Here is a 13,485-nt window from a genome sequence, read left to right on the forward strand (position 1 = left end):
GCCAGGCCATTGTTAGGTTTCTGACTAAATTCAAATGAAACATGTACTTGAGCGTGATGCGGCCGTTGAGGAGATCACATAAAACCGTCCGCGGATGGACGCTCGTGTGCGTTATTGGACAAGGCGCTATGACACTGTACGCGCCACGAGGTTTACCGTCACCACATCGTCCGGTGTCTTGGTAGTCGAGCTATCGGAGGCCGGGTGATACTCGATCCGCATGGTCTGCGCATTGACGACAACCCGCAGATAGCCATAGTCGGTATCGTCATAGCTGTTCAGCGTCAGTTCGCTGTCGATGGGATACGGTGTCCGGATGGGATTGCCGCTCGAATCCTTCTGCATAGCCGCAAGCGGCGAATGCCCACCGCATCCGGCGACCAGATACGGAATTGACATGCCGTTCACCGTTCGAGTAAACCGCTGGTAGTTGTGTGAATGTCCGGAAAAGACGGCATGAGGCCAGAAGCCGGCGGCCTGGGCGCAACTGTCGATGTCCGCAGACAGGTTTGGGCTGGGAAAATGGATGCTACCGCCTGTGAACGGAGGGTGGTGTACGGCCACAATCACCGCGCCCGTGTAGTTTTCTGATTTACACCGCGCCAGCGCGGTCTTGAGAAAGGTTAGCTGAACATCTGTGACGTTAGCGCGCGTTCCGCCTTCACTCGATATGACACCTGGATCTTCCAGAACATTGGAATAAACGCCGAGAATGCGCACGAAAGGGGCGTCCAGGGTGAAATACACGCCCGGCGCAGTCATGGTCGTGCGCGCCAGGCCGCCTGCTTCAGGCGTGGTGGTCACTGTAGCTGAACAGAAATTGCGCAGGAAGGCGTCGAGTGTCGGGGCCGCGTCGCCGGAATACACCAGGCCGTCGTGGTTGCCGGGAATGGCAATGATGGGCGCGGCATACTCGCGGTATTGCTCATAAAACTGGTCATAGTAATACATGGCCTCGCCGAAGCTGTAGACCACGTCGCCGAGATGGAAGAAGAACGACGGCGCATCTGCCGGGTCGCTCTCGTTGAAATCGGCCACCATCTTGTCGGCCACCTTGTTCTGGGTTGTCGGCGCTCTTGTGCTGCCGGTATCGCCGGACGAGTGAAAGACAATCTGTCCGGCCTGCTGGATCGCCGCAACCTTGGACGCGCCCAGGCTGCCGTAAACATCGGCCAACGTCAGGACCGGTTCAGCAGCGCCGCCGCGTGGCGCTGGGATTGGCTGCAGCAGCTTGTTGTTGACCTTGTTGTAGAGCCCCGTGTCGGAAGGGTGCGGGACCTTGAACGATGTTGGATCAGGCGTCGGCTGTGGCTGCGCGAAGACGGGAGTGTCGCCGGTTGTTGACGGTGGTGTGGGCGAAGGAGGTGTGGGCGCAGGAGTCGGCTGCGGGGTGGGATGATGCTTTTTTGCGGGATGAGATGGCTTGTGCGGATGTTTTGAGGAAGACTGCTTCGCCATAAGCTGTGTCCTTCCACTGAAGATGCGCAACTCATCATACGCCCATTTCTATGGTGGGAAATCTGAAGAAAGCGTGACACGCAGATTTCCGTTAGATGCTCGCAGTTTGGCACTGCGACTGCTAACTATTTGGGTGGAACCAAAGAAGTCTCTTGTCTTATGAAACGAATTCATTCATTTGTAATCCATAGGGTGTAAGGGCTTCGTCAAGCAAGCGCATCAGAATGAGCAGCGTTTCCCCAGGCGCTGGCCGGGCAAGGAGGCCGATACGATATGATTTCCCAGGACCACGCGTTGCGTCAGTTTTTTCACGATGTAGTCGCCGAATGCTACAACGAGCACGTCGGCATCTGTGACCGCGAGGTCACGAGCTACATCGCTGATCTTTTGACTGACTTTTGCATCTCAGACCGCCTTTATCCAATCCGGGACAGCGATGGACGCCCAGTGAAGGAAGTAGGAGAAATGCTGCTGGCATCCGACCCCGTGCACGGCAGCGCTCCATCTTTTGACGCAGAGCGTGAGATCCGCAAACACATAGGTGACTATGCCCTCTTCTGCACGGGCATGTATCCGGAATCAGTGCACAAATGGCGCGAGAATGAAAATGCCAATCTCTACGACATGATTCGCGCTGGCAAGGAAAGCTACTATATTGTCTCTACATTTGATCTGTTTGAATATGCCGCGGAAGCGGCGCTCTTCGGGCGTCTTTCAGAGAGTTTTGAAAGCTGCATGTTCGGCCTGAACCAGGTGCGCTGCGAACTGGAGCGCAAGTTGCCGGGCAGAATGCCGCCAGATAAAGCGCAGAAGTTTTTGATGTAGGCGATTGAACGTAAAAGGCGCTGCATATCTGCAGCGCCTTTCTTCTTCTTGCACCAAATGCAGTCAGATTCCTAAACCTGCATGATCTCCGCTTCTTTTTTCTTGCTCATCTCGTCCATGCGCTTGATCTCTTCGTCGGTCAGCTTCTGAATCTCTTCGAGGGAACGCTTCTCCTCGTCTTCAGAGATTTTTTTGTCCTTGGCTGCCTTCTTGATCAGATCGTTGCCGTCGCGGCGAATGTTGCGCACCGCGGTTTTGTGCTCTTCGAGCACTTTGTTCAAGTGCTTGACCACCTCTCTGCGGCGCTCCTCTGTCATGGGTGGAACCGGGACGCGCAGAATCTTCCCGTCGTTCTGCGGATTGAATCCCAGGTCGGAAACGCGCAGCGCTTTTTCAATCTCGCCAATTACGCTTGCGTCCCACGGCTGAATGACAATCATGTTTGCGTCAGGCGTGGTGAGCTGCGCCAACTGGTTGATGGGCGTGTGCGTGCCGTAGTAGTCCACCTTTACCTGGTCGAGCATGGCGACGGAAGCGCGTCCTGTGCGCGTCGAAGCGAGGTTCGTCTGAAAATCATGCACGGCCTTCTCCATGCGGGACCTGAGCTGGCTGTGCGTGTCCTTGAGCGCCGGAATGCCGGCCATTACTGAGACTGCCATAGTTGTCTCCCTTGATCGCAGTACAAAAGCCGTATTTTACTGCGTTGGAGAGGTCGCGTCATCTGCGCAGGGCCCTTACATGCGGCTATAGGGGGCATTGATGCCGAAGGCGCTCGATACATGGTCCAGTTCGGTGCGGATCTTCTCCCATTGAGAGATGGTCTTCTGATCGAGATGAAGATTGTAGATGAGCTTTTCGATCTGCTGGGCGCTGCTGATAGTGGTTTCGACCGCGACATCGCCGCGTTTGGTCTTCTTGAAGTCGCTGAACATCGAATCTGTCTGCTTCTCAAAACCGGCCACCAGATCTTTCGCGTCCTTTTCTTGACTGGTACGGCGAATGGCGCTCTTCTTGAGGGCAGCATCAAAATTGTCCCTGAACGACTTGGAGTCCTCCTTCAGGTTTTTCATCAGCGCTTCCACGTCTTTATCGCTCACTCGCTTCTGCGCGTGGACAGAAATCGGGGCAAAGCTCATGAATCCCGCAAGCACGACAATACAACAGTAAAATAGCGCACAATGTTTCTTCATCAATACCTTCGTACCTAGATGCAAATGAATTGGGGATTGAGATTCGCTGAAATCAGCCCGACGGCTGTAACCAACCCCCTTTAGCCAGAATAGTTGTTTCTGCAAATCGACGCCATACGCAGCAGTGGCGATGAGCATTGAAGCCAGCTCAATGTCGTCGAATATTAAGCCCCGGCGGCTGTCACCTCGCCATAGAACTTCCATTGCGTGTGAAAATCGCGGGGCAGGTTTTGCCGCGTCAGGCCGGCGCGAATCATCTCGATAGAAATGTTGTTCTGTCGGAGCACAGCATCGTGGAATTGCCGATTAGTCATTTTCCCGGAACCAACCAGTTCCCGATGCAGCGCATAAATCTGCATGCCGCCCAGCAGATACGCCGCTTGATAGAGCGGACCATATTCGCCGCCCAGCGAGCGGCGCACCTCGCCAATCGCGGCCTGCCGCTCAAAACCCACACGGTCTACCAGCAGGTCAATACATTGCTGCGGCGTCCACTTCCCCAGATGGAAATTAAGCGAAAAGACAATGCGCCCGCAGCGATGGCGTCGCCAGGCGAGCGCGCCGACGCGTTCCTCCGGCGTGCGGTCAAAACCCAGGTCCCAGAAAAGCATCTCCCAGTAGAGGGCCCAGCCTTCAATGAGAAAGGGTGTCCCCCCGAAGGCCAGACGATAGGCGCGATAGCGATGTTCCATAAAGCCCTGCAGTTCGTGCCCTGGCATCATTTCATGGAACACTGTCGCGTGCGACATGGCCATATTATTCGCGCGCATCGTGGTGATGCGCTGGTCATAAGTCATCGTGTTCGTCGGATACGAAATCTCCAGCACCTCGCCGCCCAGGAAGAAGGGCGACACCAGTTGCTGCTGCGGAGGAATCATGCGCATGCGCCATGTCTCACGCGCCAGCGGCGGCACAGTGACTAGATCATGCTGATCGATGAATGCGAGCGCCTCAAGAACATACTTGTGCGCCAGTTCCGTCTGTTTGCCAGGATCAACATAGTCGTTCTTTACTTTTTCGAGCGCTTTCTTCCAATCGTCGCCGAAGCCCATATTGCGCGATGCTTTGACCATCTCGGCGTCATTCCAGGCGAATTCCTTTTCGGCGATAGCAATCAGTTCTTCCGGAGTGTAAGGAACCATGGCAAATTGAAGCTCGCGGATCAGCGCGTCGCGGCCAATGGCGTGACCGATGATGTCGCTCGTGTCATCAGCGTGAGCGGTCGCCACTGACTGCGCGTAAGCGTCCCCTCCCTCTTCCTCCCCGTGAGGCGAGGGCTGTTTCTGTTCTGTCGGGGGCGGCTTGATTCCGGCGATTTTTTCGGAGAGAAATTTGCCATACCCATCAAGCGCCGCGTCCGCCGTCTTGTAAGGCTCCTCGGCCCACCATGTAAACATGGGGTCATAGCCGTCATAAAACTGGAACCAGCGCTGCAGCACTAGTCGCAGAGTCTTCACATGCTCTGCCGCGCGGTTCGCCGCCTCGCGCCGCCGCTGCGCGGCGATGCTCTTGGGGTCTTCTTTTTGAGCGGCCAGCTTTGCCGTCAGGTCCTTCTGCGAGTCGATGCAAGACTGCTGGATCTCGGACAGAGCAGCTGCAGACTGTTTACCGTCAATTGGTTCTATCTCGCGTTGCGCCATAAACAGGGCGATAATTTTATCGGCGAAAGGTACATAAGGCGCAACGTCGCTCTCGAATTGCACGTCTTCATCGAGATGGCTGGTCTGGCGGTCGAGGTAGTTGCGGAAGAGAATGTGGTCGATACGCGCATCCTCGCTCAACTTGTCGAAATCGATGCCTGTAAGCGTTGCTTGCCACTCGGCGTAGAATTTTCGCAGGCGGTCGCGCGTTTGCGGCGCGAAAGGGATGCTATAGAAGCGGCGCAACAGCTCCTGATCCGCGGAAAAGCGATCGATGTAGGGCCGCATTTCACTCGTTGACGTGTCGATGCTGGTGTCGGGAGCAGGCGCTGTTTTTGATTCGGCGGAGGCAAAGGCAAAGTTCGGTATAGAAAGGCTGAGGGCCGCAGCAGAAGACGCGCTGCTGAAAAGAAACGCGCGGCGAGTGGTCATCCATCACTCCAATCAGGGGAATTCTTCGAGTGGAGTAATTGTATACAATTTTTAATCCAAAATCCGGCGCTACATCAGCATGGTGACGCCGGACGAGTTCGCCTGCTCGTGAGCGTGATAGGACGAGCGCACCAGCGGGCCGGATTCGACATGGCGGAAGCCCATCTTCAGCGCTTCCTGCTTCATAAAGGTGAACTCGTCAGGGGTATAGTAGCGCGCCATCGGCAGGTGGTCTTTCGATGGGCGCAGATACTGCCCAATGGTGAGCACGTCTGTTCCTACGGAGGCGAGATCGCGATAGACCTGCAGCAGTTCGTCCATCTCTTCGCCGAGGCCAACCATCACGCCGGATTTGGTGGTGACGGTAGAGTCGAGTTCCTTCGCGTATTCGAGCAGACGCAACGTACGTTCATAGCGCGCGCCCGAGCGGACAGCGCGATAGAGGCGCGGCACCGATTCCGTGTTGTGGTTCAGGATTTCCGGACGCGCTTCGACGACCGTGCGAATGGCCGCTTCGTTGCCCTGAAAATCGGGGATCAGCACTTCCACCTGACAGCCGGGCGCCTGCTTGCGAATCTCATCGATGACCATGGCGAAGGCGCGCGCGCCGCCTAGAACGTCGTCGTCGCGATTGACACTGGTAATGACAGCAAACTTCAGTCCCAGCGTGGCGACTGCCTCGGCCACGCGGCGCGGCTCGTCGAAATCAATGGCGTCTGGACGACCTTTGGGCACGGCGCAAAAGCCGCAGCGTCGCGTGCAGGTGTTGCCCAGCATCATGAAGGTGGCTGTGCGGTGGTTCCAGCACTCGCCGATGTTGGGACAGTGCGCCGATTCGCACACCGTATGCAGATTGAGGTCGCGCGCCAGCTTCTTCAGATTGTGGTAGTTGTCGCCCACCGGGGCGCGGGCCTTCAGCCAGTCCGGCTTGGGCATTGGTTTACGCGGGGCGAGATCGATCTGTATCAGTTCGGCAGCGGTAGCCATGGCAACCCTTTATTGTACGGGATTGGCCGGCATGACCATGCTGTTGGCCATAGGGATGGTGCTGAAGGCAAATCGCTTGTAGCTTCTGGGTTCGAGCTTCGACGCGTCCTCCTTCACATGAAAGGCGCGATCTATTGCAACATTCGTGAAGACTTGGGTTGTTTTTGAGACCGGCCAGTAAATTTCGACCTTCTGAATCGAATCCGCTTTGCCTACGCCTATATGTTGTCGGAGCGGATTCCCTCCAAAACTGGAGCCATAGCCAACGGTACGGTAAACATGTCGGACCATGCCCTGGTCTTTGAAAGCGAGCGCGATGCGTGCGCCAAATGCGGCGCGATTGGTCTGGACGCCTTCGAGTTCCAGCGTGATCCAGTGATTGCCGTGTCCGGGATTACGATAGAGCACGGGCTGATAGGTATCGCCTGGAAAGGCGCCACCCATCTCCTCAAAAACGTCTTCATTGCCGTTGTTTTCAAAGTCGGCAAAGGCGACGCTGTGGCCCTTCTGCAGATGGCCGAAGCCGCCGGATGTGGTCACATCCTGAAAGTTCCTGCCGTTGTTATTGCGAAACATGAGATTGGGTAGAAGAGCCTCGTAGGCCGGCTCGCCGGTGCCGAGATAGATATCGAGCCAGCCGTCGTTGTCCAGGTCGCCGAAGTTCGCGCCCATGACCAGAATCGCGCGGTCCAAATGCACAGCCTTTGTCACATCCGTAAAGGTGCCGTCGTGGTTGTTGTGGTAGAGGCGCGGCGTTTCTGCGTTGTAGGCATCGCCGATTTCGAACGCGCCAACGTCGTTTACGCTCTGCATGGAGTAGCCGGCGCAGAAGATGTCCGGCCAGCCGTCATTGTCATAATCGAAAAACCATGTCGGGAAGCTTTCGCGCTGCTCGGCAACGTGCGCCTGCTCGGTTACGTCAGTGAACATCCACTGGTCGGGGCGCGGATGCTGCGGATCGCGTGGGCCGTCATTGCGGAAGAGGTGGTTTGGTCCGTATTTCACTGAGACATAAAGGTCCGGGCGGCCATCATTGTTGAAATCGCTCCAGGCAACGCCCTTTACATAGCCCAGATTCGCCAGTCCGTTCGCTGCACCAACTTCGGTGAATGTCCCGTCGTGGTTGTTATGGAAGAGCTGCGACGGGTAAGGATCTTCATTTGAAGATTCATGTCCGACGAAAAGATCAAGCCAGCCGTCGTTGTCGAAGTCAGCCCATGCGGCCGTCTGCGTTGGGTGCGCGGAGAGCAGTCCCGCTTCTTCTGTCACATCATCAAATGTTCCATTGCCATTGTTCCTGAGCAGCGACATGGGGTACTGGCCGAACTTGCCCCACCATCCGCCGCGCAGCACCAGCACGTCAGGATGGCCGTCATTGTTGTAGTCGGTCTCAACGATGTTGAGGCCGCCCAGTTCGCCTGTCAGCCCTGCCTTGCGCGTGCGGTCGCTGAAGGTTCCATCGCCGTTGTTGTGATAAAAGCGCATCTGATCGAGCGGCCCGGAGGAGGAAATCATCACGTCGAGCAGGCCATCGCCATCAAAGTCATCAACGATGACACCGCCGGAGTGTTCCGTAGCGAGAAGGTTTGCCTGCGTTGCAACATCAGGAAAATCGCCGATGTTGTATTCCGATGCGAAGCGGCTTTCCGGAATCAGCCACTCTTTCGGCACCTGCGCCGGATACTGCCCCAGCTGCATGTAGGCAATATTCAGCAGCCAGCGTGAAATGTCGTCCTGCGGGTTCGCCTTGAGCAGCACAGTCAGCTCCCGGACTGCGCCTTGCGCTCCGCGAGGCCGCGTATGCACGCCAGAGCCTTTGATGGGAAAGATGCAGGACATCTGCCCGTGCATGTCATTGCAGTTCTCCTGCTCACCCAACCGCAGATAGGCAATGGCGAGGCTTTTGTGCCAGTTGGTTTCCACATCCGGCGGCAACTGGAGGTTGCTATCGCTGACAAACCTGCCAAGCTGCTCCAACTCGTCGACAGAAGCGGCGCTGTCGCCCGCCCGCAGCAGTTCCTTGCCGATTTCCATTCGTACCGTGACCTGCTGCGCCGGAGTCAGATTTTCCTTCAGCAGCGCGCGGTAATAGGGGACGCGGTCGGCGGGTTTATTGGGGTCGGCTTTCCAGTCAGTTCCGGCGTAAATCTTCCGCAGCCGCGCTTCCATCCTAGCTGTACCTGCGGATTGATAGAAGCTGCCATCGTGCGCCCGCTGCGCAAAGGCAGCCGTCGCCAGGATGAGAACGAAAAACAGCCGGTAGAGCATCGATGGAAACTTTAGCACTAGGACGCAATGATTGGCCTTATCGCAGCCGTTCAATCACTTGTGGACGCACAAGGTAAAGAAAGAAAATCAGATTGACCGCGATGGTCACCAAAAGCGACGGCTCGTGGAAGCGAAGCAGCATGTAGCCTCCGTAGCACATGGAGAGAAACGCGGAAGCAAGTGAAAGCGCCCATCCCCAGCGGCGCTGGCGTAGAAGGCCGCTGGCGGCGGCAGCAAAGAAGACGCACAGCGCAAGGACCGCAATCGGCAGCTTGTGCGTTATAACTCCATACACGCCCACGCCGCAGAGCATATACATCCAGAGCGCGACGGCCGCCATGCCGGGCAGCGGACCGGTGATTTGTTTCAGGTTCGTCATAGTGTGTGCAGATAGGCGAGCAGCGCTTGCAGTTGTTCGTCGTTTATCGAATTACCCATGGCCGGCATCATGCCGCGCCCATGCTCAATTACATCGGTTACGCGCTCATCATTCGCGGGGGCGCCGTTGCGCAGGTATTTTCTGCGGAAGAGCCCGAACAGTCCCGGCCCGTGCAGCGCCGAGTCACTGTTCGCATAATGGCAGCGCGCGCAATGCCCGGCGAAGATCTGCTGCCCCAGGGCTTCTTCAGGGCTCAGCTCATTCAAAGGCTTTGATGGAGGCAGTGATGGGCCGCATCCGGCTGCCAAGACTCCCCCTACTGCGATCAGCATCACGATGCCCAAAAGATGTTTGTGTTTGTGCGACAAGGCTAAGGCCATGATAGCAGCGCACCCCAGGTCTCAAAATCAACCTCCGGGACACCCACATCTTTTCAATTTGTAGCTGCAATTGCGGTAACGATGTTGTCCATTGCGCCGCGAGTGGTGTCGGTGACAGGCGAGTGATCATTGCAAAGAATCGAGAACACCAGCGTACGTCCGCTGGCCGTCGTCAGATAGCCGCTCAATGTGTGCACGCCCGAAATTGTTCCCGTCTTGGCGAAGACTTTGCCTTTCATTGACGGCTGCATGAAGCGGTTGTCCAGCGTGCCGTCGACGCCGCCCACAGGCAGAGAAGCACGATACACGTTACCCCACGGCTGTCGCGCGGCATAGCGCAGCAGCGTGGTCGTCGCGCGCGGGGTTATATCGTCTTGCGGCGATAGGCCGGAGCCATCATAGAAGAAGAACCCATCTGGAGAGACGCCGGCGGAGATGAGGAACTGCCGGACTACCCTCGCGCCCTGTGCTACAGAGCCATCATCGCCCCCGGCCTTGCCCAGCAGCCGCAGCAGCATTTCCGCATGAAGGTTCTGGCTGACTTTGTTGACTACGGTCACGATCTGGCTCAACGGCGGCGAGGTGCGCTCTGCGACGATACGCGCATTCGGCGGCAGGGTGAACGGAAGCTGCGTGGATGTGAGCGGTTTGAGAGCGAGCGGCTGCTCCGACTCTTTGTCAAAGTCCTGCGTATCGCCGGAAAGACGGTGGCTCACCTGCACTGCTGGATTTCCTGTGATTCCATGGCTGGCGAGCGCCTGCGCGAAGCCCTCGCCAGCAAACTTTGCTGAGTCTTGCACGGCGATGCCGAAGTTACCAGGCTTGCTGCCTGCTGGTATGGTTCCATAAGCGCGCAGGAATGACTGGTCAGGCTGGCGGTCAAGGCCGAGATGCTCCTCCGATCCCGCCGGAGAAGTGGTGGCTTCGTTCTTCAGGAGAGCAGCGTCGTCCGGAAGCGGCGGATTCCAGCTGGCCGTGATGGCATCGCCTGCTTGCACGCCCGGCGTAAGGGTGAGATTACGAAAGTTGTCGCCGACCGTCAGAGCAGAGACAGGCGCGCCGTAATCCCACATCAGGTCGTCCTGTCCCCAGCCTGAACCGTAGCGCTCAAAAGCGAAGAGTGTGTCGTCGGCGACGATGGTCCCGTCAATGGACTTAATGCCACTCGCGGCCACCTGCGCGGCAAGATCGTCGAGCGCCTTGAATGGTGGGTCTGAGTGTTCAGTGTGGCCACTGTAGGGATAGGCGCGCCCGGAGAGCGTGGGATCACCGCCGCCGATAAGGCGCAGCGAGCCGCGTAGGCGTCCGTCAGACGAAACCGGGCCTTCGGCAACGACGTAGGTCTTCATGGTGAAGCCAGGTCCGAGCAGCGCGAGCGCGGCGGCAGTGGTGAAGAGCTTGGCGTTCGAGGCGGGCTTGAAGTATTGCAGGTCGTTCAGCGCATAGATGGGTGCGCCGTCGAGCGTCGTCACCGAAATGCCCCAATGCGCCCGCGCCACTGCCGGATCGCTGAGGATGACGGAGATAATTTTTTCCAGGCTCGCTGGCTTTGCCGGTATGTGATGTCGCGTTTTGGCAAAGCCATTCGAAGCGCAACAGTGAGCGATAAGGCAGAGTAAAAGTGAGCGCGTCAGCGCTTGAGTCCGAGGTCTAGTCAGCATGAGTGTCTCTGGGGCGAAGTGTAGCATTGACCTCGTATGTCCTTCACCCAGCGAAGCGAATTCTTCTGGCGTCTGCGCACGCGCTCGCTCGCGCTGGGCGCAAAGACGCTGATGATGGGCGTACTCAACGTTACGCCGGATTCGTTCTCCGACGGCGGGCTTTACCACGATGCGAACGATGCTGTTGAACATGCCTTGCGGATGCTCGACGAAGGTGCGGATATTCTCGATATCGGCGGCGAATCTACGCGTCCAGGCCAGCAGGAACGCGTATCCGCGGCGGCGGAGCAGGAGCGCGTGCTGCCGGTGATTGCCGGGATTCTCAAAGTGCGCCCGGATACTGTCATCTCAATCGATACATACAAGGCTTCTACCGCAGCAGCAGCCGTGAATGCAGGCGCGGAGATCGTCAACGATGTCAGCGGCTTCCTCTGGGATAGAGAAATGGCCGCGGTCTGCGCCAGCCTTGGCTGCGGAGTAGTGCTAATGCACACGCGCGGGCGCCCCGATGAATGGAAGTCGCTGCCGCGCCTCGCTGCCAGTGAAGTCCTGCCGCTGGTCAAGCGCGAGTTGGGCGAGCGCCTTCAGGCCGCAATGGACGCCGGAACTAGCCGCGAAAAAATTGTGCTTGATCCCGGCTATGGATTCGGAAAGCGCTTCGATGAAAACTATCCGCTGCTGGCTCGTCAAGCGGAGCTGCGTGAGTTGGGGCAGCCGCTTCTGGCCGGCGTGTCACGGAAGTCATTTCTGGCGCGAACGCTACGTCCGTTGTACGGTGGCAGCGATGCACCTATGGGCGCGCGGCTCCATGCCACGTTGTCGGCCACCACAGCGGCTATTCTTGGCGGAGCCAGCATCATTCGTGTACACGACGTGCGCCCGGCGGTCGACGCTGCCCGGATCGCCGATGCGCTATTGGCGTCTGTGCCCCGCAGCTAAATTCTTAATAATTAGTGTTTCTCGCGCTCGTTTGTATCGTGGATACGACTGGCCTCAAAGCTCACGATCTTCCATTGGCCATAGCGCTTGTTGTAGACGCGGGTATAACGGTATTTGCCGCTGATATCGCTTGCGCCATTGGTGCCGGCGAGATCAGCGCGTGAAGTCACAACAGCGGTATCGCCATAGATGCGGACTTTGAGGTCATTGAGGTCGAGCTGAGTAATATGCAGGGTCCCCGCGCGGCGCAAGGCGAGCGCTTCAGCCTTAGTCTCAATGATGCCGCTCGCGCTGATGCCGACGTAGTCGTCAGCTAAAAGACGGTCCATAACTGACACGTCATTATCAAGTTGGGCCTGACGCCACTGCATTTCCAGGGCCTCAATCTCCTTGTGCAGCTCTTTGCCGGGACGGTGGGGGGCTGCTAAGGCCGGCGGGGTAAGCGCCCAGAGGACAAAGCACAGCATGAGAAGGCATACGCCGGGAGGCGCCGAGAATGCGTTCCGTCCGTAGAAGTGCCTGCTCATGCGTGTATCGGATGGTAGTCCGCCGCAAAAGTACGAGTCAAAAAGAGTGGTCAAACGGGCAGGTTTCGCCATTGAAGGGCGCATTCGCCGGACTGGATGGACAGGCATGCTGTTGTTTGCGATGCAGCGAGTGTCGGGGAATGTTGGGCGTTGTTCCAAGAGATTTAGACGACAGCGGTCAGGTTTTCGACACTGCGCTCGCGCATGAGCTGGTAAAGTCCAGCGACGGCATATTGCTTGAAGTGAGATGTGGCGCGGTGCGCCTCAAGTGACTTGCGGTCCCTGTACTGCTCATAAATGAGGACCGTACATGGATCGTCCTCGACCCAGTGCGGGACATAGGAGACACAGCCCGGTTCCTGTCGCGACGCGGTGGCCAGCTTTTCCAGCATCTCGGATATCTGCGGGCGGTCTTCGTCGGCAAAACGCATGCGTACGGTAAAGCTGACCATAATTGAAAGGCTCAAGGAAGAAAGTACGATAAAAAGTGTGGCTAGGGAAGTGTGGAAATTATTTCCGCTCTGGAAGACAGCGGACGCGGGCAGTATTCTAGAATCCATGCCGTTTTCTATCAAAGTCTGTGCCGTCTGCTCGGAAGAGTTTGAACTAAAACCAGACAAGCCCGGTTTCGCTAATCGATGTCCGGCTTGCAGCGAGGCCGAAGCGTCTGAAGAGACATCCAAGCCCAAAATGGATGCCCTCGAGCGTAAGAGCGTGAAAGAAGCGAACGAAGCACGGCGCCAGGCCATGCGCAATTTGCTCTATCGCAAGGATGCATAAATCCAGGTAACAACCACAA

Annotated in this window: 14 protein-coding genes; 3 read left to right on the forward strand and 11 right to left on the reverse strand. The window is 57.3% G+C overall.

Features of this window, described 5'->3' with window-relative positions; translation table 11 throughout:
* Positions 1-126: 126 nt before the first annotated feature.
* Entirely contained in the window at positions 127-1,458 is a 1,332-nt protein-coding gene (locus VEV40_RS14310; protein WP_324833259.1) for a metallophosphoesterase family protein, read from the reverse strand.
* 273 nt (positions 1,459-1,731) lie between these two features.
* Between VEV40_RS14310 and VEV40_RS14315 the strand changes: the two genes are divergently transcribed.
* Complete coding sequence (locus VEV40_RS14315; protein ID WP_324833261.1) at positions 1,732-2,283, forward strand: hypothetical protein; 552 nt, start codon at positions 1,732-1,734, stop codon at positions 2,281-2,283.
* Between the two features lie 71 nt (positions 2,284-2,354).
* Here VEV40_RS14315 and frr read toward each other — a convergent pair whose 3' ends face one another.
* The 8 genes from frr to dacB all read right to left on the reverse strand — a co-directional run bounded on the left by frr (position 2,355) and on the right by dacB (position 11,220).
* Complete coding sequence (gene frr, locus VEV40_RS14320) at positions 2,355-2,942, reverse strand: ribosome recycling factor (protein ID WP_324833263.1); 588 nt, start codon at positions 2,940-2,942, stop codon at positions 2,355-2,357.
* 75 nt (positions 2,943-3,017) lie between these two features.
* Positions 3,018-3,611 (reverse strand): hypothetical protein, encoded by a 594-nt coding sequence (locus VEV40_RS14325; protein ID WP_324833265.1) that lies wholly within the window; start codon positions 3,609-3,611, stop codon positions 3,018-3,020.
* A gap of 26 nt (positions 3,612-3,637) precedes the next feature.
* Positions 3,638-5,545, reverse strand: coding sequence for a DUF885 family protein (locus VEV40_RS14330; RefSeq protein ID WP_324833267.1), 1,908 nt, complete (start codon positions 5,543-5,545; stop codon positions 3,638-3,640).
* Between the two features lie 69 nt (positions 5,546-5,614).
* Positions 5,615-6,532 (reverse strand): lipoyl synthase, encoded by a 918-nt coding sequence (gene lipA, locus VEV40_RS14335; protein ID WP_324833268.1) that lies wholly within the window; start codon positions 6,530-6,532, stop codon positions 5,615-5,617.
* 9 nt (positions 6,533-6,541) lie between these two features.
* On the reverse strand, positions 6,542-8,800 hold the full coding sequence (locus VEV40_RS14340) for a CRTAC1 family protein (RefSeq protein ID WP_324833269.1): 2,259 nt from the start codon (positions 8,798-8,800) through the stop codon (positions 6,542-6,544).
* Between the two features lie 37 nt (positions 8,801-8,837).
* Positions 8,838-9,179, reverse strand: coding sequence for a DUF2127 domain-containing protein (locus VEV40_RS14345; RefSeq protein WP_324833270.1), 342 nt, complete (start codon positions 9,177-9,179; stop codon positions 8,838-8,840).
* Positions 9,176-9,559, reverse strand: coding sequence for a cytochrome c (locus tag VEV40_RS14350; RefSeq protein WP_324833272.1), 384 nt, complete (start codon positions 9,557-9,559; stop codon positions 9,176-9,178). The genes VEV40_RS14345 and VEV40_RS14350 overlap by 4 nt, the downstream gene beginning before the upstream one ends.
* Before the next feature lie 53 nt (positions 9,560-9,612).
* The gene (gene dacB, locus VEV40_RS14355; RefSeq protein ID WP_324833273.1) at positions 9,613-11,220 is read right to left on the reverse strand and encodes a D-alanyl-D-alanine carboxypeptidase/D-alanyl-D-alanine endopeptidase; all 1,608 of its coding nucleotides are present in this window, start codon (positions 11,218-11,220) and stop codon (positions 9,613-9,615) included.
* Between the two features lie 36 nt (positions 11,221-11,256).
* Here dacB and folP point away from each other — a divergent pair, with 36 nt between their 5' ends.
* Entirely contained in the window at positions 11,257-12,159 is a 903-nt protein-coding gene (gene folP, locus VEV40_RS14360) for a dihydropteroate synthase (RefSeq protein ID WP_324833275.1), read from the forward strand.
* Positions 12,160-12,170: 11 nt separating this feature from the next.
* Here folP and VEV40_RS14365 read toward each other — a convergent pair whose 3' ends face one another.
* Both VEV40_RS14365 and VEV40_RS14370 read right to left on the reverse strand, forming a co-directional pair.
* A complete protein-coding gene (locus tag VEV40_RS14365; RefSeq protein ID WP_324833276.1) occupies positions 12,171-12,758 on the reverse strand; it encodes a nuclear transport factor 2 family protein in 588 nt (195 codons plus the stop codon).
* 92 nt (positions 12,759-12,850) lie between these two features.
* On the reverse strand, positions 12,851-13,117 hold the full coding sequence (locus tag VEV40_RS14370) for a putative quinol monooxygenase (RefSeq protein ID WP_324833277.1): 267 nt from the start codon (positions 13,115-13,117) through the stop codon (positions 12,851-12,853).
* On the opposite strand from VEV40_RS14370, the gene VEV40_RS14375 reads away from it, so the two are divergent.
* The gene (locus VEV40_RS14375; protein WP_324833278.1) at positions 13,116-13,466 is read left to right on the forward strand and encodes a hypothetical protein; all 351 of its coding nucleotides are present in this window, start codon (positions 13,116-13,118) and stop codon (positions 13,464-13,466) included. The two genes, VEV40_RS14370 and VEV40_RS14375, sit on opposite strands and share 2 nt — an antisense overlap.
* Positions 13,467-13,485 lie beyond the last annotated feature (19 nt).

The organism is Alloacidobacterium sp. (assembly GCF_035631355.1).
GTDB lineage: Bacteria > Acidobacteriota > Terriglobia > Terriglobales > Acidobacteriaceae > Alloacidobacterium.